Source organism: Streptomyces sp. NPDC005181, assembly GCF_040608395.1.
Lineage (GTDB): Bacteria > Actinomycetota > Actinomycetes > Streptomycetales > Streptomycetaceae > Streptomyces.
Window position 1 is genome coordinate 48958 of sequence record NZ_JBEXID010000012.1, and the last position, 25836, is coordinate 74793.

Below are 25836 nucleotides of genomic sequence, written 5' to 3' on the forward strand. Positions count from 1 at the left end.
GGAGTCTGACGCGGATCCAACCGCCTGGTCTGACGACTGGTGTGGCCCGCGCCACTACCTTCGAATACGTGACTGTGATCGCGACCGAAAGCTTGAGCAAGCGGTTCCCCCGGGTGACCGCTCTTGACCGGCTCTCCCTGGACATCGGGCCCGGTGTAACCGGCCTGGTGGGTGCCAATGGAGCCGGCAAGTCCACACTGATCAAGATCCTGCTGGGTCTGTCCCCCGCCACCGAAGGCCGGGCCGCCGTGCTCGGGCTGGACGTCGCCACCAGTGGCGCCGCCATCCGGGAACGGGTCGGCTACATGCCCGAGCACGACTGCCTGCCGCCGGACGTCTCGGCCACCGAGTTCGTCGTCCACATGGCGCGGATGTCCGGACTGCCGCCGGCGGCGGCGCGCGAGCGCACCGCCGACACCCTGCGCCACGTGGGGCTGTACGAGGAGCGCTACCGCCCCATCGGTGGCTACTCGACCGGCATGAAGCAGCGGGTGAAGCTGGCTCAGGCGCTGGTCCACGACCCGCAGCTGGTCCTCCTGGACGAGCCGACCAACGGGCTGGACCCGGTCGGGCGGGACGAGATGCTCGGCCTGATCCGTCGTGTCCACACCGACTTCGGTATCTCGGTCCTGGTGACCTCGCACCTCCTGGGCGAGCTGGAGCGCACCTGCGACCATGTCGTCGTCATCGACGGCGGCGCGTTGCTGCGCTCCAGCTCCACCAGTGATTTCACCCAGATCACCACGACCCTCGCGGTTGAGGTCACCGACAGCGACGCCCACCCGGACGGCACGGACGCGCTGCGCCGGACGCTGACGGCAGCCGGCGTGAAGCTCGTGGGCCTCGACGGAATCGAGGGGGACGGCCTGCCCGGCGCCGGTCACATCCTGCTGATCGAGGCCACGGGCGAGGAGACGTACGACGTCGTCCGCGACAGCGTCGCCGGGCTCGGGCTCGGACTCGTACGGATGGAACAGCGACGCCACCACATCGCCGAGGTCTTCCGTACCGAAGGCACCGCCCAGGCCGCGGAGACAGCCCTGGCCGGCGCCGCACAGCAGAAGGGAAGCGGTCGCGATGAGCACTGAGACCGGGGCCGTGACCGGGAGCGACAACACCCGGATCCACAACATCGGGTACCGCGCCTACGACGGCCCGCGCCTGGGCCGCGGCTATGCCCGCCGCTCGCTCTACTCGCAGTCCCTGCGGGGCTCCTTCGGACTGGGCCGCTCCGCCAAGTCCAAGGTGCTGCCGATGCTGCTCTTCGGTGTGATGTGCATGGTCGCGCTGATCACCGTGGCCGTCGCGATGGTCGCGCCCGACGCGACGAAGCTCATGATGAAGTACACGGACTTTGCGATCTATCTGCAGGCCGTCATCGGCCTCTTCATCGCTTCGCAGGCACCGCAGTCCGTCTCCCGGGACCTCCGCTTCAAGAGTGTCCCCCTGTACTTCTCGCGCCCCATCGAACGGGTCGACTATGTCGTCGCCAAGTACGCAGCCATGGCATCCGCCCTGTTCATCCTCACGGTGACACCGCTGCTGGTGATGTACGTGGGCGCCCTGCTGGCGAAGTTCGACTTCGCCGACCAGACCAAGTGGTTCGGACAGGGGGTGGCGTCGGTGGCGCTGCTCTCCGTGCTCTTCGCCGGGCTCGGCCTGGTCGTCGCCGCGCTGACACCACGTCGCGGTTTCGGTGTGGCGGCGGTGATCGCCGTCCTGACCATCTCGTACGGAGCGGTCTCCACGGTCCAGGCCATCGCCTGGGAGACGGGCTCGGCGGGCGCCGCACAGTGGCTGGGACTCTTCTCGCCCATCACGCTGATCGGCGGCGTTCAGACCGCATTCCTCGGTGCCACTTCCCACTTCCCCGGAGGGGGAGGGCCGGGCGCCGGGACAGGTGTGGTGTATCTGATCGTTGTTCTCGCGCTCGTCGCCGGCTCGTACGCCGTACTGATGCGCCGCTACCGGAGGGTCGGGCTGTGACCACCATCGAGATCGACCACACCTCGCGCTGGTTCGGCAATGTGGTCGCCGTCAACGACGTCAGCATGACCGTGGGCCCCGGCGTGACCGGGCTGCTCGGCCCCAACGGCGCGGGGAAGTCCACACTGATCAACATGATGGCCGGGTTTCTCGCGCCGTCGACGGGCAAGGTCACGTTGGACGGCGCACTGATCTGGCGCAACGAGGCGGTGTACCGGCAGATCGGCATCGTGCCGGAGCGGGAGGGGATGTACGACTTCCTCACCGGCCGCGAATTCGTCGTCGCCAATGCGGAACTGCACGGACTCGGCGATGCAGCGGCGCGCAAGGCGCTGGCCACGGTCGAGATGGAGTGCGCACAGGACCGCAAGATCTCCACGTACAGCAAGGGCATGCGCCAGCGCGTGAAGATGGCGTCCGCGCTGGTTCACGAGCCGTCGGTGCTGCTCCTCGACGAGCCGTTCAACGGGATGGACCCGCGCCAGCGGATGCAGCTGATGGAGCTTCTGCGGCGGATGGGCGCTGAGGGCCGTACCGTCCTGTTCTCCTCCCACATTCTCGAAGAGGTCGAGCAACTCGCCTCGCACATCGAAGTGATCGTGGCTGGACGGCATGCCGCGTCCGGTGACTTCCGGAAGATCCGCCGGCTGATGACGGACCGCCCGCACCGCTATCTCGTGCGGTCCAGCGACGACCGGGCACTCGCTGCCGCGCTCATCGCCGACCCGTCGACGGCCGGGATCGAAGTCGACCTGGGCGAGCAGGCCCTGCGGATCCAGGCGGTCGACTTCGGACGATTCACCGCGCTGCTGCCGAAGGTCGCGCGTGAACACGGCATCCGTCTGCTGACCGTCTCGCCGTCCGACGAGTCCCTCGAATCGGTCTTTTCCTATCTCGTAGCGGCCTGAGTAGCGGCCTGAAAGGAGCTGTGAAGCGTCATGTACAACCCCACAGTCGCCCGGCTCACCTACCGGGCCCTGCTCGGCCGGCGCCGGGCCGCGATCCTCTTTGTCCTGCCCGCGCTGCTGATCGTCATCGCCGTGGCGGTACGGATGTTCGCCGGGGCCGATGACCAGGTCGCCGCCGATGTACTGGGCGGTTTCGCCCTAGCCACGATGGTGCCGCTGATCGGTGTGATCGCCGGTACGGGGGCCATCGGCCCGGAGATCGACGACGGATCGATCGTCTATCTGCTGGCCAAGCCGGTGACACGGCCGACGATCATCTTCACCAAGCTGATCGTGGCGATCGCCGTGACCATGGCCTTCTCCGCCCTGCCGACATTCGTCGCGGGCATGATCCTCAATGGCAACGGCCAGCAGATCGCGGTGGCGTACACGATCGCGGCGCTCGTCGCCTCGATCGCGTACAGCGCGCTGTTCCTGCTGCTCGGCACGGTCAGCAGGCACGCGGTGGTCCTCGGCCTGGTCTACGCCCTGGTGTGGGAGGCCCTCTTCGGCAGCCTGGTGCCGGGGGCGCGCACGCTCAGCGTTCAGCAGTGGTCGCTCGCGCTCGCCGAGAAGGTCGGCGGGGAAGGCGCGATCACCTCCGATGTCGGACTGCCGCTCGCGACGGTTCTGCTGGCGACAGTCACGGTGCTCGCCACCTGGTACGCGGGCCAGAAGCTGCGCACGCTGAAGCTCGCCGGCGAGGAGTGAGCGGGAGCCCCTCGGAATCTCTTCGCGCGTCATATGCGGCAACCCTCGTCCGGTGGGCGGGGGTTGCCGCATGTCGGACAGTCGCACGCGTGACTGTACGGTTATCGGTTCGTTGGGCAGGGGGCGTGGAGGCAACTGGAATCTGTGGCGTCGTGGCTTTCGTGAAATCAAGGATTGCCGATGCCGGTGAGGGAACACCCGCCGGGTCGGTCATTGGGTGAGTGGCAACCGTGAGCGTCCTCCGCCTCTGAAGCCCGGGGACAGGGCTGTCCATCGTCGGTTTCACCATCGGAAGGCATGTCCATGCCCACGGAAGTCGCTCTGCTCGAATCTCGCGCGCTGCGCGTCGAGCAGATGGGGCGCGTCGACGTCCTCGACAAGGTGAAGAGCCTTGTCATGCTCCCAGACGGAATTCACGTCCGCACAGAGGACGTGGCTCTCTACTTCGAAGTATCCACAGAGGTCATCAAAAAGGTGACCCAGCGCCATCGAGGTGAGATGGAGGAGAGCGGCCTCACGCTGTTGCGAGGCGCTGAGCTGCGGAATTTCCATAGGGACATGATGTCCCTATGGGAAGGTGGGGAGGTTGAGAGTTATCCACAGGCGGCCACTCAACTCACCCTCTACTCCCGCAGACCGTGCTCAATGTCGCGATGCTTCTTCGCGACAGCGACATCGCCCGATGCGTCCGTACCTACCTGCTCGACGCCTGGCAGGCCCTGCGTGCGGGATACGCCTCGCTCGATCGGCGCGTCACCCGGGTCGAGAGTTGCCTCGCCGGAGTCGGCAGCGCTCTCCACGAACTCGGGCCGGTCCTCAACCGGATGTCGCACCGGCTCGACAGCCTCGACCGGAGGCTCGAGGCCACGAACCGGGTCGTCGGGGCCATGAGCGTCCGGCTCGGAGACATGTCCGAGGACATCGTCCGTATCGATGCCCGGATGGACGACTTCGTCCTTCAGCTCAAGGATCTGCGACGCCGTCGTAAGCGCCGCTGATCCCTGACCGACGCTCGCGGTCCGCCCCGGCCGGAACCCGTACCGGCCGGTCGCGGGCCGCGAGCCACCCCGGCCGGGGCCGTGGCCGGCGCTCGAATATTAGGTGGCGGACAAGGTCCGCCCCGGGCACAGTGGTTGAGGACGTGCACGCCACAGGACCGGGAGAGGAGCGCGACGATGACCGAGAGTCCGAGTCCGTCGAGTTCCCAGCAGGGCAGCCCGGAGCAGGCGCCGGAGTAACCATCACCTCACTCCGCCGAGCCGCTCGCAGCGGGAAGCCCGGGGCGGCCCTTCTGCGCGCATCGCGCGGCCGCCCTCCCGGAGGATTGGCCGAGTGGTAAGGCAGCGGCTTGCTAAGCCGTCGTCGGGGCCTGGACCCCGCGCGCGTTCGATCCGCGCATCCTCCGCACAGTTACGTCAGCACAGTCGGCACAGCGAACTCGTCTGCGTATTTGCGCATCGGTGCACCTGTGCGGCCGGCGCAATGCCTAGAGCAGCCGTTCCAGCACTACTGCGATGCCGTCGTCCTCGTTCGACGCGGTGATCTCGTGTGCCACGGCCTTCAGGTCGTCGTGCGCGTTGGCCATCGCCACACTGTGCTGCGCCCAGGCGAACATCGGGATGTCGTTCGGCATGTCACCGAAGGCGAGCGTGTCCGCCGCCTTCACGCCCAGCCGGCGTGCGGCCAGCGAGAGCCCGGTCGCCTTGCTCAGCCCCAGCGGCAGGATCTCCACCACACCGGGTCCCGCCATGACCACGTCCACCAGACTGCCGACGGCTCCGCGCGCGGCCTTCGCCAGAGCGTCGTCGTCGAGTGCCGGATGCTGGATGTAGACCTTGTTCAGCGGCGCGGACCACATCTCGGTCGCGTCCTCCACGAAGACGGCCGGAAGCGGCCCTTCCTGTACCCGGTAGCCGGGGCTGACCAGCACCTCACCGTCGAGTCCGTCGCGGCTCGCGGCCAGCGCCAGCGGGCCGACCTCCGCCTCGATCTTGGACAGCGCGAGAGCGGCGAGCTGCCGGTCCAGCGTCAGCGAGGTCAGCAGCTTGTGCTCGCCCGCGTGGTAGACCTGTGCGCCCTGACCGCAGACCGCGATGCCGTCGTAGCCCAGGTCGTCCAGGATGTGCCGGGTCCACGGGACGGCCCGACCGGTGACGATGATGTGCGCGGCACCGGCTGCCGTCGCGGCGGCCAGTGCCGCGCGGGTGCGCTCGGAGACCGTGTCGTCGTTACGCAGCAGCGTCCCGTCGAGGTCGGTCGCGATGAGCTTGTAGGGGAAGGTCACTTGGCGACCGGCTCCAGAACCTCACGTCCGCCCAGGTACGGACGGAGCACCTCGGGCACCCGTACCGAACCGTCGGCCAGCTGGTGGTTCTCCAGGATCGCCACGATGGTGCGCGGTACGGCGCAGAGCGTGCCGTTCAGTGTGGCGAGCGGCTGAACCTTCTTGCCGTCGCGCATCCGGACGGAGAGGCGACGTGCCTGGAAACCGTCGCAGTTCGACGCGGACGTCAGCTCGCGGTACTTGCCCTGGGTCGGGATCCACGCCTCGCAGTCGAATTTCCGGGAGGCCGAGGACCCCAGGTCGCCGGTGGCCACATCGATCACCTGGAACGGCAGCTCAAGACCGGTGAGCCACTGCTTCTCCCAGCCGAGGAGACGCCGGTGCTCGGCCTCGGCGTCCGTCGGGTGGACGTACGAGAACATCTCGACCTTGTCGAACTGGTGGACCCGGAAGATGCCTCGGGTGTCCTTGCCGTACGTACCGGCCTCGCGGCGGAAGCACGGCGAAAAGCCGGCGTACCGCAGCGGCAGCTTGTCCGCGTCGATGATTTCGTCCATGTGGTACGCGGCGAGCGGGACCTCGGAGGTGCCGACCAGGTAGTAGTCGTCCTTCTCCAGGTGGTACACGTTCTCCGCGGCCTGGCCGAGGAAGCCGGTGCCCTCCATAGCACGCGGGCGGACCAGCGCCGGCGTCAGCATCGGGATGAATCCGGCCTCGGTGGCCTGCGCGATCGCCGCGTTGACGAGGGCGAGCTCCAGCAGCGCGCCGACACCCGTCAGGTAGTAGAAACGCGAGCCGGAGACCTTGGCGCCGCGCTCCACATCGATGGCGCCGAGCGCCTCGCCGAGCTCCAGGTGGTCCTTGGGCTCGAAGCCCTCGGCACCGAAGTCGCGGATGGTGCCGTGCGTTTCGAGAACGACGAAGTCCTCCTCGCCGCCGACCGGCACGTCCTCGTGGACGATGTTGCCGAGCTGCAGCAGCAGGCTCTTGGCCTCTGCGTCCGCCTCGTCCTGTTCCGAGTCGGCCGCCTTGACGTCGACCTTCAGCTGCTCGGCCTTCTTGAGGAGCTCGGTGCGCTCCTCGGGCGAAGCCTTGGGAATGAGCTTGCCGAGCGATTTCTGCTCGGAGCGGAGTTCGTCGAAGCGGACACCGGACGACCTGCGCCGCTCGTCGGCGGAGAGAAGAGCGTCGACGAGCGCGACGTCCTCTCCACGGGCGCGCTGGGAGGCGCGAACACGGTCGGGGTCCTCACGGAGCAGGCGAAGGTCAATCACCCCTCCAGGCTACCGGTGTGCGCTTCCATAGCTCGAACCGATATTGGCGAGCGTGTCACTTTGCCCGAATTGCCGGAATTGGCAATGCTGGGGATGCCCGTCGACCAGGATTGATCTTGATCGTCAATAAAGAGCTCCTATTCCCCTAAATGGGGTATTAAGGGGCTTCGGTTCTTGACGTATCGACCTTGCGTGGGACGGGAGTTGGAGGCCGCTTGTCCACAGGGGGCGGCGATCCTCCGAAGTTATCCACAGGCTGTGAGGAAGATCTGTGGACACAGGAAGAGATCATTCCGAAAGCCACATGAAGGCGCATTGATTCCCTGTTCGAACTCACTTCACACGCTCATTCGGGTGGGAATTCCTCGCCCTAAAGAGTTGATCAATGGAATTGAGGTGACACGGGCCGACCTGCGACTCTGTGGATGAGTGTGGGGTGACTGGAGCGATTTGTCGACCATGTCGTATTGGGGTGTCGACTTGTCCCCAGGTCGAGAACCAGCCCTGTGGATAACTCTGTGGGTTATGAAAATCAGCAGATAGCACCGGCGGTGGGCGCACGCCACCGCGGCACGAGGGCCGGCCCCGACCCTCGGTCCCGGCTCTCAGCCCCGACCGTCAGTCGCGACCCCTGGTCCCGAGCGTCAGGCCCGGCCGTCCTGGTTCCGGGCCAGCCAGTCCGAGGCGTGTGTGAAGTCCGTGTCCGAGGTTCCCGCACGCAGCGGTTGTACGTCCTCCGGCGCCACTCCGGCCCGCGGATACGAACCGAGGAACCGCACCTTCGGGCAGATCCGCTTCAGTCCCATCAACGCCTCGCCGACCCTGCGGTCCGCGATGTGCCCCTCGGCATCCACCGCGAAGCAGTAGTTCCCGATGCCCGCACCCGTCGGCCGTGACTGGATCAGCATCAGGTTCACCCCGCGCACCATGAACTCCTGGAGGAGTTCGAGCAGCGCACCGGGGTGGTCGTCGCCCAGCCAGATGACCACGGACGTCTTGTCCGCACCGGTCGGCGCCGCCGGCCGGGCCGGGCGGCCCACCAGAACGAAGCGCGTCTGCGCGTTCTCCGCGTCGTGGATCTCCGTCACCAGCGGTTCGAGACCGTACGTCGCCGCCGCGAACTCACCGGCGAAGGCGGCGTCGTACCGCCCCTCCTGCACCAGCCGCGCACCGTCCGCGTTGGACGCGGCCGACTCCCACAAGGCCTCCGGCAGATGGGCCGCCATCCAGTTGCGCACCTGCGGCTGCGCGGCCGGGTGCGCGGTGACCGTCTTGACGTCGGACAGCTTGGTGCCGGGCCGCACGAGCAGCGCAAAGGTGATGGAGAGCAGCACCTCGCGGTAGATCATCAGCGGTTCGCCGGTCGTCAGCTCGTCGAGGGTCGCGGTGATGCCGCCCTCGACGGAGTTCTCGATCGGTACGAGTGCTGCCGCGGCAGCCCCGCTCCGTACCGCGTCCAGAGCCGCCGGTACGGAGACCATCGGGACAAGCTCACGAGTGGCGGCTTCCGGGAGCGTACGGAGGGCGACCTCGGTGAAGGTGCCTTCGGGACCGAGATAGGCGTAGCGCGTGGCGGACATACCGTCACCCTAATGCGCCGCGATGGCTCACGGTTCCAGCAGCCGCTGCCCCACGTACTCCCCGTCCGCCGCGCCGCCCGGCACCGCGAACAGACCGCTCGCCTCGTGCCGGATGAACGGCGACAGCGCGTCTCCTCGGTCGAGCTTGCGCTGCACCGGCACGAACCCCTTCAGCGGATCCGCCTGCCAGCAGATGAACAGCAGCCCGGCATCCGGGGTGCCGTCCGGCGCGATGCCGTCGTGGTACGAGAAGGCGCGCCGCAGCATTGCGGCGCCGCTGTTCCTGTCGGGGGAGGAGATCCGGGCGTGGGCGTTGTCCGGGATCAGCAGCTTGCCGTCGGGCCCCGCCTTGTCGAGGTCCATCTCAGTGGTCTCGGTGCCACCGCTCAGCGGCGCACCGTCCGCCTTGCGTCGCCCTATGACCCGCTCCTGCCGCTCCACCGAGAGCTTCTCCCAGTCGTCGAGGAGCATCCTGATCCGTCGTACGACCGCGTACGAGCCACCCGCCAGCCAGGCGTATTTCGCGGCGTCGCCCTCCTCCGTGTGCGACGGGACGAAGACGCGCCGGTCGAAGTCGCTCTCCGACGGCTTCGGGTTACCGGTGCCGTCGATCTGCCCCATCAGGTTGCGGGCGGTCATCGGCTTGGCCGTGGCGCCGGGGGTGCGGTTGAAGCCGTTCATCTGCCAGCGCACCCCGGCCGTCGTGGCGGCCTCCTTCTGGATGGCGCGCAGTGCGTGGAAAGCGACGAGCGCGTCGTCGGCACCGATCTGCACCCAGAGATCGCCGCCCGAACGTTTGGGGTCGAGCCGGTCGGAGGAGAACGGTGGCAGCGGGTCCAGCCCCGGCGGCCGATGCGCCACCAGGCCCGTACGTTCGAAGAAGGTGTGCCCGAAGCCGAAGGTGACGGTCAGCGAGGACGGTCCGGCGTCCAGCGCGATCCCGGTGTCGTGCGTCGTGCCGTCCGCGCTGCCGCCGACGGTGGGTTCGCCGGCCATCAGCCGCTGGGCCACGGCGGACCACCGGCGCATCAGGGCGGCGGCTTCCTTCCGTCCCGCGCCGGGTGCCAGATCGAACGCGACGAGATGACCGCGCGCCTGAAGCGGCGTGGTGATCCCCGGTTGATGTTTCCCGTGAAACATTGCCCGGGCCGTGCCGATCGTCGTCAGCGCGGTCGGCCTGTCGGCGCGGGTCGCGGCGTATCCCGTCGCACCACCCGCCGCGCCCAGCACCAGTCCGGTCGCACCGGCCGCACCCACGCCGCCGAGCAGCCGCCGCCGGGAGAGGTCCCCCGTGGCTGCCTCGGCTCCAGCGTCTTTGCCGGCCTTGCTGTTCTTGCTGCTCGCGCCGCGCTTGCTGTTGGCGCTGCTCATGCTGGTTCCGCTCACGATCCCGCTCAGCCGATCTTCACGTTCTTGTCGATGGTGGTCTGATCGATGTCCGACGTACGCACGGTCACCGCGATCTTCCAGTTGCCCGGCATCGGGATCTGGACGCCGCTTGCTGTCCAGTGCCCCTCGGTGAGCCGGTCGGGGACGACCGGCAGTGGACCGAGGTCCTTGGACGCGAGGGTGAAGGCGAGCTTCACCTCGGGTATGTCCATGGGCTGCCCGTCGGGGCCGTCGATCCAGATGTGGAGCCCGTTGGCGCCGGTTCGGCCGGGGGTGATGTCTATCCGGACCGTCCCCTTGCCGTTCCGGCCGCCGGTGTCGAACGGCAGGCTCACCGCAAGGGGGCCCGCGGTCGTGGGCGCGGATGCGGCCGTCGAGGTGTGGGCCGCTTCCTCCTCGGTACGTCCCGGCTCGGTCGAGGTCAGCACGGTCGTCACCGCCAACAGCGCCACCGCGACCCCGACTTCCGCCAGCACCGAGCGGCGGAGCCCGGACCGGTCGGGGTCGGCGTCGCGGATCCGCTTCTTCGTGGCGGTCGCCACGGCGGTCTTCTGCCGGGCGAGTTGGGTGGCCCGTGCGGGATCCGGCGGCACAGTCACCGGCTCGGTCTCCACAGCGGCTTCGGTGTCGGCGTCAGCAGGGCCGGTGTCTGTGCCTTCCGCCTCCGTCGTGTCCGTAGCCAGCCGAGCCGTCCAGCGCCGTGAGATCCAGGCGACCCCGACCAGGACGGCGACGAGCCCCACCTTCACCAGCAGCAGCTGTCCGTACCGGGTGCCGGTCAGCGCGGACCAGGATCCGACCTGGCGCCAGGACTGGTAGAGCCCGGTCGCGGTGAGCACCAGCACACTGCCGAACGCGATACGGGAGAAGCGGCGTACCGCAGTGACTTCGATGTCCGGCGTTCGGTACAGCGCGATCAGCAGCGCCGCGAGGCCGCCCAGCCAGGCGGCGACGGCCAGCAGATGCAGTACGTCGACCGGCATGGCGATGCCGGGCTGGATCCCGGTCGAGGCGTGTTCGGCAAGCGCCCATGTCCCGGCGATCCCGGCGGCGATGACCGCGCCGCCGATGGCCAGGCCGAAGGTGAGGTCCTTCTTCTCCCGCTCGTCCTCGCGCTTCGCATACGCCCCGAACAGCACGGCGATGAAGAGCGCGGCAGCGCCGAGCAGCAGCAGCCGGGAGACGAGCGCGGCCCCCGGCTTGGTGTCGAGCACGGCTTTCAGGCCGTCCAGGTCGAAGATGTCCGCGAGCTTCCCGGAGCCGGTGTACGGGTTGCGCAGCAGCAGCATGGCCAGGGTGGCCGTGGTGAGCGTCATCCAGCCGCGTACGACCAGGCGCTGCAGCGGGCGGGCGCCCGCCCCGCGCTGCCAGCAGGCCAGTACGAAGGCCGCGCCACCGGCCAGCAGGATGAAACCGGCGTAGGCGGCGTAGCGCGCGATGCCGTAGAGCGTGCCGGCGAGGCCGCCCCCGGCCTGGTCAGTCGGCAGGGCGACGGTCGTCTTGGACGGGGCACCGATGGAGAAGGTGAAGGCGCCGGAGACCGGGTGACTGTCCGCGGAGACGGCCTGCCAGGCCACGGTGTACGTACCGTCGGGCAGCCCCGTGTGCAGCGGGATGCCGTACTTCACGGTGGAGCCGCTCTGCAGGTCCCGGGGTTCCGCACCGGTGTCGGCGCGTTTGCCGCTGGGGTCCAGGACCCGGATGGAGCCGTCGCCCATGGCGACCTGTTCGGAGAAGGTGAGCGTGACCTCCTTGGGGGCGGTGGCGACCACCGCCCCGTCCTGCGGATCGCTCCCGGTGAGCGCGGCATGCGCGGACGCCGGTCCCGCGCCGCCCACCAGCAGGCCGAACACCATGCCGACGAATGCGGCGAGGAGTGCGGCAGCGGCGAGTGGCCGGCGCATCGGGGACACGGACGGGGTGGGCCCGAAGTGCGGGGCGGTGGCTGTCATGGAGTGTCAGTACCTCACTGCTTCTTCGGGTTGTGGGTGGTCTCCTTCACGGGAAGGTCGACCTTGATGGGATCGGCCTTCTCGAAGTGCAGCTCGACGGACACCTTCTCGCCCTGCCTGGGCTGCTGCTTCAGCTTCATGAACATGATGTGGTTGCCGCCGCGCTCCAGGTCCAGCTCGCCGCCCGCAGGTACTTCGAAGGACGTCACCATGCGCATCGTCTGGTTCGTCGTCCTGTGGATCGTGACGTCGTCGGAGAGCGGGCTGGTGACCGAGGTGAGCCGGTCGGAGCTGTTGCCGCTGTTCTGCACGACGAGGAAGCCGGCTGCCATGTCGTTGACGGGCTGCGGCATGAACGCACCGGTCACCTTCAGCTCGGGCTTGCCGCCCGAGGACGAGCACCCCGCCAGCGTCAGCCCGGTGGTGAGGGCGACGACGCCGGCGAGGACGGTGCGGCGGTTCACGGGTTCTCCCCATTAATGATCTTGGGGAGGTCCTTGGTGTAGTCGTCGGGCGTGGTGTCCTCGCTGTACAGCACGTACCCCTTGTCGGTCTTCGGGGAGAACGCGATGACCTGCGACCCGTGCATCGAGACGACCGTGCCGTCCTTCTCCTTCTTCGGCGGGTCGATGCCGATGCCGATCTGGCGTGCGCCCGCCTGGATGGTCGGGAAGTCGCCGGTGAGACCGATGAAGGAGGCGTCCTGGGCCTTGAGCCAGCTGCCCAGCGAGGACGGGGTGTCGCGCTCGGGGTCGGTGGTGACGAAGACGACCTGGAGCCTGTCCTGGTCGGCCTTGGGCAGGGACTTCTTGGCGATGGCGATGTTGCTCATGATGAGCGGGCAGACGTCGGGGCAGTTGGTGTAGCCGAAGTAGATGAGCGTCGGCTTGCCCTTGGTCCGCTCGCGCAGGTCGTACTTCTTGCCGTGGGTGTCGGTCAGGACGAGGTCGGGCTTGGTGAACGGCTGGTCGAACACCGTCGCGGCCTTGGTCTTCGCCTGGGCGGAGACGTCCGCGAGGGGCTTGTTGGCGTCGTCGCTGCTGTCGCAGGCCGACAGGGTGAGTGCGGCCGCGGCGACGAACGCCGCGGCCAGCACAGTCTTCTTACGCATGGATTGCTGATTCCTGGTGGGTCGGTGATTCGGTGGTGCCGGAGGGTCAGGCGGTGCGCCGGCGGCCGGCCAGGACGCCGAAGGCCACCCCGGCGGCGCCGATGAGGATGCCGACGATGCCGAGGACCCGGGCCGTGGTGTCGCTGGAGGAGGACGGCGCGGACGACGCCTCCGTGTGCTCGTCCTTCGCTTGGTCGGCGCCGGCCGCATCGCTCTTCTCGGCACCGGCGGCGCCGTGCTCGTCGGTGGTCGCGGCGGTCAGCTTGAGGACCGGAGCCGGGCTCTCGGGCTCCTCCGCGCCGTCCTTCTGCTCTTCGATCCAGCGGACGACTTCCTTGTTGTCGTACGTCTGGATGGCCTTGAACACCAGCTGGTCGGCGTCCTCGGGGAGCTGGCCGACGGAGAGCGGGAACTGCTGGAACTCGCCCGGTCCGATGCCGAGGTCGCTCTTGCTGCCCTCGGCGGTCCAGGTGACCTTGGAAACCGCCTCGTTGATCTTGTTGCCGTGGACCTCGAGCGGCTTGGCGAGCTTGCTCTTGGTGACGACGATCTTCCATCCGGGCACCGGCTGCGGCATCACGGAAGCGAGCGGGTGGTCGGTCGGGAAGTTGACCTCGAGCTTGGTCGTCGAGGCGTTGTCGCGCTCGTTGGGGACCTTGAAGTTGATCGTGGCGTAGCCGCCCTTGGCGGCCTCGCCCTGCGGCTGCACGCTGACGTGTGCGGAGGCCGTACCGGCAAGGATCAGCACGGTGGACGCGGCGACGCCGCCGACGAGGGCGATACGGGAGACGTTCATGACAGGAATCACTCCACTGAAGCACGAAGGAAAGGTGATCCGACGCGCGGGATGCGCGACGGTATCGCGACACCTCTTCCTTACGTGCGGCGTGCGTGCACCGAGCCGGGCGGCCACCGCATGGCGGGCGCCGAGCGGTGACTGCGGTCGAGTCGTGCGTGCAACGAGCGGAGGGTGTCGCGTCAGGCTGCGAGGGTGAATACGGGCGGAGGTCCGCGCCTGATCACCAGGTGCTGCAGTGGATCGCCGGTGTCGGGTGCCGGGGCGTCGACCGCGGTACGGGTGGTGAGCGGCCCGGTCGCCGGTTCGCCCGGGAAGCCGGCGCGCAGTGCCCGTACGAGAGCGAGCGCGGCCCGCAGCGCACGCAACCGGGCCCCGGCCACAAGCTGCTTGGCACCGTGCGCCGACAGCCGGACCAGCCGGAACAGGGCGATTTCGCCGCGCCGCAGCAGCCAGCCGGTGGCCAGCGCGGCCAGCAGGTGGCCGAGCAGCATGGGCAGGCTGGGCAGCAGACCTGCGAGCGCGGCCGGGTCGGTCACGGCGGTGACCGCCGCCCCGGTCGCTGTGGCCATGTGCTGATGGCCCTGGTCCATCGCCGTCACCGTTGCCGGATCGATGCCCGCGTCGGTGACGATGCGGTGGGCGTCCGCGGCGTTCAGCTGCGCCGGTCCTGCACCGCACACGAGGCTTGCGGCGAACCGGATCAGTGAGCCGTCGCCCGCCGCGCCGCCCGTCGATGTGCCGGGGTCGCCGTGCGAGGCCAGGCCGAAGAGGGTATGCAGGGCGATCTGCCCGCCGGCCAGGGCGGCGGCGATGGACGGCATGGAACGCTCGCGTCCGGCGAGCGGCGCCACCACCGCGAATACCCCGAGGAAGCCTGCGAGCAGCGTCCACCAAGGGACGGTCGCGCAGGAGGCCAGTGTGTGCCCTGCCGCGGACAGCGCAACACAGACCGCGGTGAACACCGCGGCCCTCAGCAGCCGCAGACCGGCTCCGACGCGTGCGACAGGCGTAGACATGGCCGGGTCATCATCGCACTGCGGCCCCGGTTTCCGTACGGCAGGTCCGGAAGGTCGCCTTCCGCCTGGTTGGACACGAGGCGCGTGAGCTGGACGGGTCCGGCATACACGGGTGTACGGAGTGCTGGTATCCGCCGAATGAGCGGTCTCACATCGGAACTGTGCTTACGAACCGCCCTCTGCGGCAATACGTATCGGTATGTCGAGCCGCAGCCAGGAGGCTGGAGCATGAGCATCTGGTGGTCACTCCATTTGCGGCGCGAAGCTGCGAGCGTTCCGCTTGCCCGTCGCTTCCTGCTCGGCACCATGGAGTCCGCGGGCGTGGATCCCGACATCTCCTTCGACCTGTCGCTCGCGCTCAGCGAAGCCTGTGCGAACGCCGTCGAGCACGGCGGGGAGCGGAGAGGCGCAGACGACCTCGTCGCCCCCGGGGACTGCGACCCATGGGATGCGTGGGACTCCTGGAGCGAGCAGTCGGGTACGACCTCCGGGCAGTACTGGGTCACCGCATATCTGGACGGCGAGAAATGCCGTATCGAAGTCGCCGACTCGGGGCCCGGTTTTCCCGCCCGGCGCGTGCTTCGCACTGCCGAACAGCCGCAGGCGCATCAATCGCCCTCGCACCAAGAGCAGTCCCATCCGTCGCCCTCGCACCAACCGCAGCAGCTTCCGCCGCTCAGCGCCGAGGACGGCCGAGGACTCTGCCTCATCGAGCAGCTCGCCGACCACGTCCACTTCGCCAACCGCCCGGGCCGTGGTGCGGTGGTGAGCTTCGACAAGGTCCTGAAATGGCGGGAGGGCGCCCTGCTCATGGTGTCCTGAGCGGGGCGCCCTCCGACGCACGGTCCTGACCGTCGATGATCAGCGCTTGATCAGCCTTTGAATCAGCCCTTGAGCTGAGCCATCCAGGCCTCGACCTCGTCGGCCTGGCGCGGCAGCTTGTCGGAGAGGTTCCGGTTGCCGTCCTCGGTGACGAGGATGTCGTCCTCGATCCGGACGCCGATGCCGCGGTACTCCTCCGGCACGGTCAGGTCATCGGCCTGGAAATACAGACCGGGCTCGACGGTGAGGCAGACGCCGGGCTCCAGAGTCCCGTTGACGTACGTCTCCGTACGTGCGGCGGCGCAGTCGTGGACGTCCATGCCGAGCATGTGACCGGTGCCGTGCAGGGTCCAGCGGCGCTGCAGGCCCAGCTCCAGGACCTTGTCCACGGACAGGTCGCCCAGCAGTCCCCACTCGACGAGCTTCTCGGTGAGCACGCGCTGCGCGGCGTCGTGGAAGTCGCGGTAGTCCGCACCGGGCTTGACTGCCGCGATGCCCGCCTCCTGGGCCTCGTACACCGCGTCGTAGATCTTCCGCTGCAGCGGCGTGAACGTGCCGTTGATGGGAAGGGTCCGCGTCACATCGGCGGTGTAGAGGTCATTGGTCTCCACACCGGCGTCGAGCAGCAGCAGTTCGCCGGAGCGCACAGGGCCGTCGTTGCGCACCCAGTGCAGGGTGGTGGCGTGCGGGCCCGCCGCGCAGATCGAGCCGTAGCCGATGTCGTTGCCCTCGATGCGGGCGCGCAGGAAGAACGTGCCCTCGATGTAGCGCTCGCTCGTCGCCTCGGCCTTGTCGAGGACCTTCACGACGTCCTCGAAGCCACGCGCCGTTGCGTCGCAGGCCTTCTCCAGCTCGGCGATCTCGAAGGCGTCCTTGACCAGACGCGCCTCGGAGAGGAAGACCCGCAGCTCCTCGTCGCGCTCCGCGGTGACCTTGTCGGTCAGTGCGGACTCGAAGCCCGCGTCGTGGCCGCGGACGTTACGGACCGGGCCGGTGGCCTCGGTCAGTGCGGCCGGAAGCCGACGTACGTCCTTCGCCGGGATGCCCAGCAGCTGCTCGGCCTCGGTCAGGGAGTGGCGGCGGCCGACCCACAGCTCGCCCTGGCCGTCGAGCCAGAACTCGCCGTTCTCGCGGTTGGAGCGCGGCAGCAGGTAGATGGTCGCCTCGTGCCCGTCGTCCTTCGGCTCCAGGACGAGCACGCCGTCCTGGGTCTGGTCGCCGGTGAGGTACGCGTACTCGGTGGAGGCGCGGAAGGCGTACTCGGTGTCATTGGAGCGGGTCTTCAGCTTGCCCGCGGGAATGACCAGACGCTCGCCGGGGAAGCGCGCGGACAGCGCGGCGCGGCGGGCCGCAGTGTGCTCGGCCTGGGCGATCGGCTCGAGGCCATGCAGCTCGGTGTCGGCCCAGCCCGACTTCATATTGGCGGCGAGCTCATCGGAGACGCCCGGGTACAGGCCGTTCTTCCGCTGCTTGACCGTTTCTGCCTCTTCGGTCTCCGGGGTTTCCGGGGTGAGCTCCTCAGACACGACTTGTCTCTCCTTGATACGACACTGGACCCCGTCCATCGTACGGGCGTACGGAAGGGGGCCCAGGGCCGGAAGACCTCTTACCGAGACGTGCTGCGGAGACTGATCAAAAAGACCGATGACGGAGACCGATCACGGAGACCGGCCGCATGACAGCGCTCGGTCGCATCACAGAGCTCGGCCGATGACGCGGCTCAGTCGAAGCGCGCGGCCAGAATGACGACATCCTCGGTGCTGTCGACCTGATCGAGCCCGTTCGGCAGGACGGTCCGCAGCACATGGTCGGCCACCGATCCGGCGTCACGGCGCAGCGCCTTCGGTACGCTCGCGGCCGCCGAGTGGAGCCGCGCGAACGCCCGGTCCATCGAGTCACCGGTGCGGCGCAGCAGCCCGTCGGTGTAGAGCAGCACGGTCTCGCCGGGTGCCGGAGCGAACTCCACGCTCGGCGCCTCCCAGCAGGCGAGCATGCCCAGCGGCGCGGACAGGGTTGTCTCGACGAACTCCGTGCGCCGGTCGCTGATCACCAGTGGTGGGGTGTGTCCGGCACCGGCCAGCACGATCTTGCGTGCGGCGGGCTCGCAGTAGGCGAAGAGCGCGGTAGCGGACCGTGCGGGTTCGGTCAGCCGTAGCAGCAGCTCCAGATCGGAGAGGACGGCAACCGGATCCTCACCCTCCATCACCGCGTACGCCCGCAGACCGGCCCGCAGCCGTCCCATGGCAGCCAGCGCGCTCGGCCCGGAACCGCCCACCGAGCCGACGGCGAGACCGAGCGCACCCTCCGGCAGCGCCAGCGCGTCGTACCAGTCACCGCCGCCGCGCGGTGCGGCGCGATGGCGGGCGGCCAGCTGTACGCCGGGGACCCGGGGCAGCCGGCCGGGCCGCAGCTCCTGGGTGAGGGCGGCGACCTCGGTCCTGGCCCGATCCAGCTCCAGCAGCCGGGCCAGATGCTCGCTCGCGTAACCGGCGTAGAGGCCGACGAGGTGGCGCTGGCGTTCCAGAGGTTCGGCGGGCTCGTCGTAGAGCCAGACGGCCGCGCCGAGCCGGCCGGTCGCGGCGGTGGTCAGGGGCAGGGCGTAGCTGGCGGCGTATCCGAGCCGGGCGGCGACTTCGCGGTGGCGGGGGTCCAGGCCTGTGTCGCCGAGCAGATCGGGGCTCGTCTGGGGTCCTTCGGCGCCCGGGAGGCCGTCCAGGATCCGGCCGTACGAGGTTGCGCTGCGCGGCACGGTCTCGATGTGGCCGAGATCGGCGTGGGCGAGTCCGAGACCGATGGTGGAGACCGGGCCGCGACGGTCGGAGGGTTCGAAGACGATCAGCCCGCGGCGGGCACCGACCAGGGCCGCGCCGGCACCGAGCAGCTCGTGCAGTGCGTCGTCGAGGGTGCTGGTTCCGGCCAGCCGCTCGGTGAGCTCGTGCAGCGTGGTGAGGTCGGAGACCCAGCCCGCCAGACGGTCCTGGAGGAAGGCTCCTGGCGCGGCAGGCACACCGCCCAAAGGCCCGGCAGTGTGCGCTGAAACAGGAACTGTGGGATCGATTCCAGCCACTTTCGGCAGGTGAGGGGCGCTCATGGCAACCGGCTTTCCGACCAGTGCGTTTCGTCGAATAGCATCGCAAACCCCCATGTCATTCTGCGCCGCTATCAGTGCATCCACATGTACACGCACAAGTAAGCCGATGTCCAGCATTGTCCCTGCGGGATTCGTGGTGTCAGTGTGACTACTAAGTTGACCAAAAAATGCACCCTATGGACGCTATTTGCTGTCGACTGGGTCTGGCTCGACACGGGGTTCCCTCGGGGTGAAGTCCCGGAGGAGCGTCATTCCGGGCATGCTGGGTACGTAATCGGTGAGGAACGCAGGGGCAGTTCTGATCGCCCCGGAACCTGGCAGCGGGCCCGGACGTCCTCACATGTGACGGCCGCGCCCCACCCCCGAGTGGCGGGGTTGTGCACCATGGAACGGCAGGCGCGATGCGCGCTGCCCCTCGCCATGTTTTTGGCTGGACCGGCTCAGCTCGACTCGGCTCACGCTCGGTACCGACGGGTTACCCGTACCGCAAACTTAGAGAGCTTGTACGCACGGTGAAGTAATACACACGTGGTGTGACGCACGCGTGTTGTGATGTGGCCCTCGGCGTTCAACGGAAAGGAACGAGCGCTCATGCGCGAGATCCTCGGAAGGCGACGCAGGCTCCGGCTCCGGCGCAAGGCACGGCCCGCCCAGCTCGACGCGGCCCTGACCTGCGCCACCGCATGGCAGTGGCCCGTGCTTCCCGGAGTGGGACTGAGCGCAGCCGGTGGTCGCGGTGACCGCGGCCGTGGCTGCGCCTGCCCAGATCCCGAGTGCGCCGTACCCGGCGCACACCCCTTCGATCCCGGTCTCCTCGCGGCGACCATCGACGAGCGCATGGTGCGTTGGTGGTGGACCAATCGGCCGACCGCGCCCATCATGCTGGCCACCGGCGGCCGCGCCCCGTGCGCGCTCAGCCTGCCCGCCGTGGCCGGCGCCCGGGCGCTGACCGAGCTCGACCGCATGGGGATGCGGCTCGGTCCGGTGGTGGCGACACCGACGCGGTGGTCGCTGCTGGTCGCTCCCTACACCCTCGAACAGCTCGGCGAGCTGTTGCACGCCAAGGACTGGGTGCCCAGTTCGCTGCGTTTCCACGGTGAGGGGGGCTATCTCGTCCTTCCCCCGTCCGAGGTGGGTACGGGGCAGGTCCGCTGGGAACGGGCTCCACTGCCCGGCCCTGTGACGCCGTGGCTGCCGGGCGTGGAGGCGGTCCTGGACGCATTGGTCGAAGCGAGTAACAGCGCTCCCGACGGAGGCAGCCGGCTCGCGTACTGAGGGACCGGTCAGTGCGGGTGGAGACGGGCGGGGCTCGCGGGCAGGCGTACGGGCTGCTCGGCTCACTCGTTCGGGTGCGAGCCGGCCGAGTTCTGCGGTAAATGGGTGCGCTCCACCCCAACGCCCGTATTTTCGTCGATATCTTCAGCGCACCGTCAGGAATTCCTGCGCAGCCGACAGGCGGGGCCACCATGAATCTCCGCGTGATCGTTATGGCGGGTGTGGTGGTGTCCGCCGTCGTGCTTCCGCTCGCGTCTTCTGCGGAACCCGGGGGCGGCCCCGATCACGTGCTGCGTAATGCAAAGTCTGCCGATGCAAAGTCCAGCCATGGCGGGCTTTCTGACGGGACTTCCGGAACTGGTTCGAAGGAGCCTTCGAAGAGGTCTTCGGGGGAGGCCTCAAAGAGATCTTCGCAGGGGAGTTCCAGGCCCGGTCTTCTGTCCGATACCGACCCGCCGGGCGGGCGCGGGAAAGTCGGCGGACCCGGCGGAGAGGGCGGCTCCGCCTACACCGGATCGGCCGGTACCGCGCTGCGGATCGTCGCCCGGTGCGGCCCCGAGCTGACCTCTCCCGAGGGTGTCGAGGCGCAGACCTGCGTCATGACCGACGGGCGTGCCACATGGGCGCGCAGCTACTACCGCAATACGACGGGTGACGAATTCCGGTCCGTACTCACGCTGATGGGACCCGGCGGCCGGACCGTCGAAACGCACTGCGCTGTGGAGTCACAGGATGAGCCGGGCGTCTGCGAGACGCCCCACCGCTCGCCGTACGGAGGTCCCGAGGAGTACGTGGCGGTGGCCGAGTACGCGGGTGGCGGGGGGCCCGAGGAGGCTCCGCTGCTGCTGAGGTCCGGATCCAATCCGGCGCCTTCCGCGGCGGGTTGACGCCGGATCCGCAGCCGCTGTGCCCGGCCCCGCGCGTCGCTCCGTGTCCGGGCATGAGAATGCCCGGTCGCTGGCGACGGGGGATGCACCAGCGACCGGGCTTCCAGAACGGTAACAAGAGATCTGCCGTTCGCAAATTCGATCTCGCTTATTCGGACAGCTATTTACTTGCGGGTACAGCGAGTTGTGACGTGAGTCACCGCTCGGCCCGTCGCTGTTGTCACGCCGTCACGGTCAGCTCAACGTCACCTGGCGGTTGGTGAGCCCGCCGCGGGCCCGCCGCTCGTCCGCGGTGAGCGGGGCGTCCGAGGCGAGCGCCTGCGTCAGGCGCTCCGCGAGCTCGGCCGCGGGCTTCTCGCACTCCTCGGCCCCCATCCCGCTCGGCAGATCCCAGACCGGGACCATCAGTCCGTGCGCGCGGAACGAACCGACCAGCCGCGTCCCCTCGCCGAGCGAGGAGGTGCCGGCGGCGTGCAGCCGGGCGAGCGCGTCGAGGAGCTGCTCCTCGGGGTGGGGCATGACCCAGCGCAGGTGGTTCTTCTCAGGGGTCTCGCACCAGTACGCAGCGTCCACGCCGGAGAGCAGAGTGGTCGGGATCGCCGCCTCGTTCGCACGCTCCAGGGAAGCGGAGACCTCGGGCGTGGCGTTCTCCGCGTCCGGAACCCAGAACTCGAAGCCGGAGTGGACGACCGGCTCGAACGCGGCTTCCGGGTCGAGCAGGTCCTGCAGGCGCGGCCCGTCGGCCGGCACGCGCCGGGCGGCGACAGGTGAGCCGGGCTCGGCGGCCAGTGCGCGCTGCAGGGTGTCCGCGAGATCACGGCTGAGGTCACCGGAGGAGGTGTCGTTCTGCAGGGCGAGCAGGACGGAACCGTCGTCGCGGCGCAGCGCCGGCCATGCCATCGGCAGCACGGTCGCGAGTGTCACGGACGGCACGCCCTCGGGCAGCCCGCCCTTCAGGGTCAGCTCGACCGTTGCGGCGGGCACCAGCTCGCGCAGGGCGACCCAGTCGCATTCGCCCGCCAGGCCCTCGAACGGGCGCTGAACCAGCTCGGTCACGGCCTGGGCGGCGGCGCGGCCGTGACAGGCCTTGTAGCGGCGGCCCGAACCGCACGGGCAGGGCTCGCGAGCCCCGACCACCGGGATCTCGCTGTCCTTGAGCTGCTGCTTCCCGGCCTTGGTCTGAGGGCGCTTTTTGGCCATGGTGGGCTTTCTCCCGATTGCGACAGTGCGGTCTGGGCCGCGAGCCTAGCCGCCCGTGCCGGGTCCGGGGGACAGACGCCCGGGCGCATGGGGTACCGGAAGGCCGGTGTGTCGCTATCCGGTCCAGCGGTCCGCAGGCAGATCCGTACACAGGGTTTGCAAGCCCGTCGGGTTCGCCGGTCCGTGCGTACGCCCAACCGGTACGTCGGCCTCAGCCCACGTCAGCCCGCGTCGTCGAAGGCGTCGGCGAAGTCCAGTCCGTCGAGCTCCGGCAGATGCCCGTCCCCGTGGCCCTCGCTGACCACCACCCACACGGTCACCTCGCCGGACGAGCTGTCGCGTACGCCCCACTCTTCGGCGAGCGCACTGATGATGTTGAGCCCGCGGCCACCGCGCGCCGTCACGGACGGTGTGGCCGGAATCGGTCGGGTCGGACCGCCTCCGTCCGTCACCTCGACGGTCAGCCCACCTGTTCTGTCGACGCGCCATGCGGCACGTACGTCGCCGTCACCCACATCTGTGTGCCGCCCCAGCGGCCTGCCGTGCCGGCAGGCATTGCTGAGAAGTTCGGAAAGGATCAATACAGCATCGTCGACGACCGAATCCGACACCCCGTAGCTGCGCAATTGCTCACGCATCCGGTGCCGCGCCTGCCCCACGCCCGCAGGGCCATGGGGTACGGCCATGCTCGACGACGTGGGCACTTCCTGTGCCACCACCAACGCCACCCCCGAGACCTCCTTTGCCCCACGCCACGGAGTGGATGCCCCCCTGGGCTGGACCGGAAACCGGCCAAAGGCCTGGCAGTGACGCACTCGTAACGATCGAATACAGACTGAATGCGCCGGTGTACACCCTGTAACTGATGTTAAGAGCGACCCAGTTGGGATAGAACCTGTTTTGGGCGATTAGTGATGATTGCCTCGACGCCGAGGCGTGCGCAGAGTTCTACGTCCTCGGGTTCGTCGACCGTCCAGACGTGCACACGGTGGCCGGCGTGGTGCAGCCGCTCGATGTAGTCGGGGTGACTGCGTACGATCCGCAGTCCCGGACCGGCGATCCGGGCGCCGGCCGGCAGTCGGCCGTCGCGCAGTCGCGGCGAGACGAACTGCATCAGATAGACGGTAGGCAGGGTGGGCGCGGCTACCTGGATGCGGTGCAGGGAGCGCGCCGAGAAGCTCATGATCCTTACCGGCGAGGGGCTCTCGTCCGGCGGAGCGTCGAGCTCGAAGCGCTTCAGCAGATGCAGCAGCCGCTCCTCCACCTGGCCGGCCCAGCGAGTGGGGTGCTTGGTCTCGATAGCCAGCTGGAGGGGGCGCCCGGCGGCACGCGTCTCGACGACCAGTTCGAGCAGTCGCTCAAGAGTGAGTACGGAGGTGAGCTCGCCCGGCACCGGATCCCAGTCCGGGGACTCCTCGCGGTCCTTCCAGGAGCCGAAGTCGAGGGCGGCGAGTTCGGCGAGTTCCAGGGCGGAGACGGCGCCGCGGCCGTTGGACGTACGGTTCACCCGGCGGTCGTGCACACAGACGAGGTGGCCGTCGGAGGTGAGCCGTACATCGCACTCCAGGGCGTCCGCGCCGTCCTCGATGGCCTTCCGGTAGGCGGCCAGGGTGTGCTCGGGTGCGTCGTCGGACGCCCCGCGGTGTGCGATGACCTGGATGGGATGCTGCATGGTGTGCTGCCGTGCGTGGGTCACCGCGTCATGGTGCCACCGAGAGGCGACGGTGGTGCGTACCTTGCGGTGGGGGACCGTTTTGCCGGATATAAAGATTGGTGTACGGACGCACAGGTCCTGCTTACAGTGGCCTGACGGGTCATGGGAAAAGCTGGCTCCAGACACGTACACAGCGGATCTCTTGCCGAAAATTGATGAGGAACCGAGGAGTAAAGAGCTGTGAGCACAGAGAACGAGGGCAACGAGGGCACTGCGGCTCAGGCCGTTCCGTCCGTTCCGTCCGCACCTCCCGTGCCGGCCGCTGCTCCTGAGGGCACGCCTGCGCCCCCGTCGGCGCCTGCGAGCCAGGATCCGTCGGACGCGGCGGCAACGCAGCAGTCCGGGCAGGCGATGGACTGGCCGCCGCCGCAGTCCCCCGAGCCGCAGCACGCGCATACGCAGGCGGCCGGTGCCTGGCCGCCGCCCCCGCCTGCCGTTCCCGCGTACGCGCAGGGCGCGGGTGGTGGCGGTGGACCCGTGTGGGGGGCGCCCAGCCAGTCGCACTCGCCGGAGGCGCCGCGCAAGCGCCGCGGCAGCGGCCTCGTGGCCGCAGTGGCCGCCGCGGCGCTCGTGGCGGGCGGTGTCGGCGGCGCCCTCGGCTACTGGGCGGCCGACCGGAACGACAGCGGTAACTCCTCCGGGTCGACCACGGTCGCGGCATCGACCAACCCGCAGGGCCTCAAGCGCGACCCCGGCACGGTTGCAGGCGTCGCGGCCAAGGCGCTGCCCAGCGTGGTCACCATCGATGCACAGAACGGCGACGGCGAGGGCGGCACGGGCACCGGCTTCGTGTACGACAAGGAAGGCCACATCCTCACCAACAACCACGTGGTGGCTTCCGCGGCGAACAGTGGCCAGCTCACGGCGACGTTCTCCAACGGCAAGAAGTACGACGCCGAGGTGGTCGGCCGCGCGGAGGGTTACGACGTCGCCGTACTGAAGCTCAAGAACGCACCGTCGGGGCTTGCCCCGCTGGCCCTCGGCAACTCGGACCAGGTCGCGGTCGGCGATTCGACGATCGCGATCGGCGCACCGTTCGGTCTGTCCAACACGGTCACGACCGGCATCATCAGCGCGAAGAACCGCCCGGTCGCCTCCGGTGACGGTTCCGGCGGCAGCAACTCGTACATGAGCGCACTGCAGACCGACGCCTCGATCAACCCGGGCAACTCCGGCGGCCCGCTGCTCGATGCGCGCGGTGCGGTCATCGGCATCAACTCGGCCATCCAGTCGACCGGCAGCAGCGGCCAGTCCCAGGCGGGATCCATCGGCCTCGGCTTCGCGATCCCGATCAACCAGGCGGAGAACGTCGCCCAGCAGCTGATCAAGACCGGTCAGCCGGTCTACCCGGTGATCGGTGCCACGGTCACGATGGACGAGAAGACCGGCGGCGCCGTCATCTCGGACCAGGGCTCGGGTGGCACGCCGCCCGTCAGCCCGGACGGTCCCGCCGCCAAGGCCGGTCTCAAGGCGGGCGACGTCATCACCAAGTTCAACGGCACGGTGATCGACAGCGGCCCGACCCTGATCGGCGAGATCTGGACCCACAAGCCGGGCGACAAGGTCACGCTGACCTACAAGCGCGACGGCAAGGTGTCGACGGCCGAAGTCACCCTGGGGGAGCGCAAGGGCGACAGCTGACCGGCTAGGCTGTCCTCGCGTCAACGCCGGTCCATGTGACCGATGACGCGGGGTGGGTTGCCCGAGCGGCCTAAGGGAACGGTCTTGAAAACCGTCGTGGCAGCGATGTCACCGTGGGTTCAAATCCCACACCCACCGCAACACCTGTGAAGGGGCG

At 68.8% G+C, this 25836-nt stretch carries 22 protein-coding genes, 2 tRNA genes and 1 pseudogene; 11 read left to right on the forward strand and 14 right to left on the reverse strand.

The genetic code is table 11. The annotated features are described in order from the left end of the window. The first annotated feature begins 74 nt into the window (after positions 1-74). The 6 genes and pseudogenes from ABZV38_RS11225 to ABZV38_RS11250 all read left to right on the forward strand — a co-directional run bounded on the left by ABZV38_RS11225 (position 75) and on the right by ABZV38_RS11250 (position 5049). The gene (locus ABZV38_RS11225) at positions 75-1088 is read left to right on the forward strand and encodes an ABC transporter ATP-binding protein (RefSeq protein WP_356326595.1); all 1014 of its coding nucleotides are present in this window, start codon (positions 75-77) and stop codon (positions 1086-1088) included. Then, positions 1078-1986 carry an ABC transporter permease gene (locus tag ABZV38_RS11230; RefSeq protein WP_356326518.1) on the forward strand — a complete coding sequence of 303 codons (909 nt, stop codon included), beginning with the start codon at positions 1078-1080 and terminating at the stop codon, positions 1984-1986. The genes ABZV38_RS11225 and ABZV38_RS11230 overlap by 11 nt, the downstream gene beginning before the upstream one ends. Further along, the gene (locus ABZV38_RS11235; protein ID WP_356326519.1) at positions 1983-2894 is read left to right on the forward strand and encodes an ABC transporter ATP-binding protein; all 912 of its coding nucleotides are present in this window, start codon (positions 1983-1985) and stop codon (positions 2892-2894) included. Before ABZV38_RS11230 ends, ABZV38_RS11235 begins: the two co-directional genes overlap by 4 nt. Positions 2895-2924: 30 nt before the next feature. Further along, positions 2925-3644, forward strand: coding sequence for an ABC transporter permease subunit (locus tag ABZV38_RS11240; protein WP_356326520.1), 720 nt, complete (start codon positions 2925-2927; stop codon positions 3642-3644). A 303-nt stretch (positions 3645-3947) separates the two neighbouring features. Further along, positions 3948-4642, forward strand: a pseudogene (locus ABZV38_RS11245) (hypothetical protein). 320 nt (positions 4643-4962) lie between these two features. Then, positions 4963-5049, forward strand: a tRNA-Ser gene (locus tag ABZV38_RS11250). A gap of 81 nt (positions 5050-5130) precedes the next feature. On the opposite strand, the gene ABZV38_RS11255 is transcribed toward ABZV38_RS11250, so the two are convergent. The 9 genes from ABZV38_RS11255 to ABZV38_RS11295 form a co-directional block, all read right to left on the reverse strand. After that, positions 5131-5928 (reverse strand): HAD family hydrolase, encoded by a 798-nt coding sequence (locus tag ABZV38_RS11255; RefSeq protein WP_356326521.1) that lies wholly within the window; start codon positions 5926-5928, stop codon positions 5131-5133. Next, positions 5925-7202, reverse strand: a complete 1278-nt coding sequence (gene serS, locus ABZV38_RS11260) for a serine--tRNA ligase (RefSeq protein WP_356326522.1) — start codon at positions 7200-7202, stop codon at positions 5925-5927. The genes ABZV38_RS11255 and serS overlap by 4 nt, the downstream gene beginning before the upstream one ends. A 644-nt stretch (positions 7203-7846) precedes the next feature. Then, positions 7847-8782: a prephenate dehydratase gene (gene pheA, locus ABZV38_RS11265; protein WP_356326523.1), complete on the reverse strand. Its 936-nt coding sequence runs from the start codon at positions 8780-8782 to the stop codon at positions 7847-7849. A gap of 27 nt (positions 8783-8809) precedes the next feature. After that, the gene (gene efeB / locus ABZV38_RS11270; RefSeq protein WP_356326524.1) at positions 8810-10153 is read right to left on the reverse strand and encodes an iron uptake transporter deferrochelatase/peroxidase subunit; all 1344 of its coding nucleotides are present in this window, start codon (positions 10151-10153) and stop codon (positions 8810-8812) included. Positions 10154-10176: 23 nt separating this feature from the next. Beyond that, complete coding sequence (locus tag ABZV38_RS11275) at positions 10177-12123, reverse strand: copper resistance protein CopC (RefSeq protein ID WP_356326525.1); 1947 nt, start codon at positions 12121-12123, stop codon at positions 10177-10179. A 14-nt stretch (positions 12124-12137) separates the two neighbouring features. Beyond that, positions 12138-12587: a copper chaperone PCu(A)C gene (locus ABZV38_RS11280; protein ID WP_356326526.1), complete on the reverse strand. Its 450-nt coding sequence runs from the start codon at positions 12585-12587 to the stop codon at positions 12138-12140. After that, positions 12584-13234 carry an SCO family protein gene (locus tag ABZV38_RS11285; RefSeq protein ID WP_356326528.1) on the reverse strand — a complete coding sequence of 217 codons (651 nt, stop codon included), beginning with the start codon at positions 13232-13234 and terminating at the stop codon, positions 12584-12586. The genes ABZV38_RS11280 and ABZV38_RS11285 overlap by 4 nt, the downstream gene beginning before the upstream one ends. A gap of 46 nt (positions 13235-13280) precedes the next feature. Continuing rightward, entirely contained in the window at positions 13281-14030 is a 750-nt protein-coding gene (locus ABZV38_RS11290; RefSeq protein ID WP_356326529.1) for a YcnI family protein, read from the reverse strand. A gap of 182 nt (positions 14031-14212) precedes the next feature. Then, positions 14213-15049 (reverse strand): hypothetical protein, encoded by an 837-nt coding sequence (locus ABZV38_RS11295; RefSeq protein ID WP_356326530.1) that lies wholly within the window; start codon positions 15047-15049, stop codon positions 14213-14215. A 228-nt stretch (positions 15050-15277) separates the two neighbouring features. Here ABZV38_RS11295 and ABZV38_RS11300 point away from each other — a divergent pair, with 228 nt between their 5' ends. Further along, positions 15278-15871 (forward strand): ATP-binding protein, encoded by a 594-nt coding sequence (locus ABZV38_RS11300; protein WP_356326531.1) that lies wholly within the window; start codon positions 15278-15280, stop codon positions 15869-15871. Between the two features lie 62 nt (positions 15872-15933). Here the strand turns inward: ABZV38_RS11300 and ABZV38_RS11305 are convergent, their stop codons facing one another. After that, positions 15934-17397, reverse strand: a complete 1464-nt coding sequence (locus tag ABZV38_RS11305) for an aminopeptidase P family protein (protein WP_356326532.1) — start codon at positions 17395-17397, stop codon at positions 15934-15936. Between the two features lie 194 nt (positions 17398-17591). Beyond that, positions 17592-19079, reverse strand: coding sequence for a PP2C family protein-serine/threonine phosphatase (locus tag ABZV38_RS11310; RefSeq protein ID WP_356326534.1), 1488 nt, complete (start codon positions 19077-19079; stop codon positions 17592-17594). A gap of 474 nt (positions 19080-19553) precedes the next feature. On the opposite strand from ABZV38_RS11310, the gene ABZV38_RS11315 reads away from it, so the two are divergent. Continuing rightward, positions 19554-20237 (forward strand): bifunctional DNA primase/polymerase, encoded by a 684-nt coding sequence (locus tag ABZV38_RS11315; protein ID WP_356326535.1) that lies wholly within the window; start codon positions 19554-19556, stop codon positions 20235-20237. 599 nt (positions 20238-20836) lie between these two features. Next, complete coding sequence (locus ABZV38_RS11320; RefSeq protein ID WP_356326536.1) at positions 20837-21124, forward strand: hypothetical protein; 288 nt, start codon at positions 20837-20839, stop codon at positions 21122-21124. A gap of 234 nt (positions 21125-21358) precedes the next feature. Here ABZV38_RS11320 and ABZV38_RS11325 read toward each other — a convergent pair whose 3' ends face one another. The 3 genes from ABZV38_RS11325 to ABZV38_RS11335 form a co-directional block, all read right to left on the reverse strand. After that, positions 21359-22324: a DUF5926 family protein gene (locus ABZV38_RS11325; protein WP_356326537.1), complete on the reverse strand. Its 966-nt coding sequence runs from the start codon at positions 22322-22324 to the stop codon at positions 21359-21361. A gap of 221 nt (positions 22325-22545) precedes the next feature. Further along, positions 22546-23139 (reverse strand): ATP-binding protein, encoded by a 594-nt coding sequence (locus ABZV38_RS11330; protein WP_356326538.1) that lies wholly within the window; start codon positions 23137-23139, stop codon positions 22546-22548. Positions 23140-23192: 53 nt separating this feature from the next. Beyond that, positions 23193-23996 carry a glycerophosphodiester phosphodiesterase gene (locus tag ABZV38_RS11335; protein ID WP_356326596.1) on the reverse strand — a complete coding sequence of 268 codons (804 nt, stop codon included), beginning with the start codon at positions 23994-23996 and terminating at the stop codon, positions 23193-23195. Positions 23997-24218: 222 nt separating this feature from the next. Between ABZV38_RS11335 and ABZV38_RS11340 the strand changes: the two genes are divergently transcribed. Together ABZV38_RS11340 and ABZV38_RS11345 are read left to right on the forward strand one after the other, a co-directional pair. Next, a complete protein-coding gene (locus ABZV38_RS11340) occupies positions 24219-25679 on the forward strand; it encodes a trypsin-like peptidase domain-containing protein (RefSeq protein WP_356326539.1) in 1461 nt (486 codons plus the stop codon). Between the two features lie 51 nt (positions 25680-25730). Continuing rightward, positions 25731-25817 (forward strand) — tRNA-Ser (locus ABZV38_RS11345). Positions 25818-25836 lie beyond the last annotated feature (19 nt).

What these genes read in the sequence shown, in the direction of transcription:
- ABZV38_RS11325 (WP_356326537.1), bottom strand. Translation starts at nt 22,324, where the DNA reads ATGGCCAAAAAGCGCCCTCAGACCAAGGCCGGGAAGCAGCAGCTCAAG.
- ABZV38_RS11295 (WP_356326530.1), bottom strand. Translation starts at nt 15,049, where the DNA reads ATGTCTACGCCTGTCGCACGCGTCGGAGCCGGTCTGCGGCTGCTGAGG.
- ABZV38_RS11315 (WP_356326535.1), top strand. Translation starts at nt 19,554, where the DNA reads ATGCGCGAGATCCTCGGAAGGCGACGCAGGCTCCGGCTCCGGCGCAAG.
- efeB (WP_356326524.1), bottom strand. Translation starts at nt 10,153, where the DNA reads ATGAGCAGCGCCAACAGCAAGCGCGGCGCGAGCAGCAAGAACAGCAAG.
- ABZV38_RS11310 (WP_356326534.1), bottom strand. Translation starts at nt 19,079, where the DNA reads ATGCTGGACATCGGCTTACTTGTGCGTGTACATGTGGATGCACTGATA.
- ABZV38_RS11300 (WP_356326531.1), top strand. Translation starts at nt 15,278, where the DNA reads ATGAGCATCTGGTGGTCACTCCATTTGCGGCGCGAAGCTGCGAGCGTT.
- ABZV38_RS11335 (WP_356326596.1), bottom strand. Translation starts at nt 23,996, where the DNA reads ATGCAGCATCCCATCCAGGTCATCGCACACCGCGGGGCGTCCGACGAC.
- ABZV38_RS11290 (WP_356326529.1), bottom strand. Translation starts at nt 14,030, where the DNA reads ATGAACGTCTCCCGTATCGCCCTCGTCGGCGGCGTCGCCGCGTCCACC.
- ABZV38_RS11285 (WP_356326528.1), bottom strand. Translation starts at nt 13,234, where the DNA reads ATGCGTAAGAAGACTGTGCTGGCCGCGGCGTTCGTCGCCGCGGCCGCA.
- ABZV38_RS11230 (WP_356326518.1), top strand. Translation starts at nt 1,078, where the DNA reads ATGAGCACTGAGACCGGGGCCGTGACCGGGAGCGACAACACCCGGATC.
- ABZV38_RS11275 (WP_356326525.1), bottom strand. Translation starts at nt 12,123, where the DNA reads ATGACAGCCACCGCCCCGCACTTCGGGCCCACCCCGTCCGTGTCCCCG.
- ABZV38_RS11240 (WP_356326520.1), top strand. Translation starts at nt 2,925, where the DNA reads ATGTACAACCCCACAGTCGCCCGGCTCACCTACCGGGCCCTGCTCGGC.
- ABZV38_RS11320 (WP_356326536.1), top strand. Translation starts at nt 20,837, where the DNA reads ATGACCGACGGGCGTGCCACATGGGCGCGCAGCTACTACCGCAATACG.
- pheA (WP_356326523.1), bottom strand. Translation starts at nt 8,782, where the DNA reads ATGTCCGCCACGCGCTACGCCTATCTCGGTCCCGAAGGCACCTTCACC.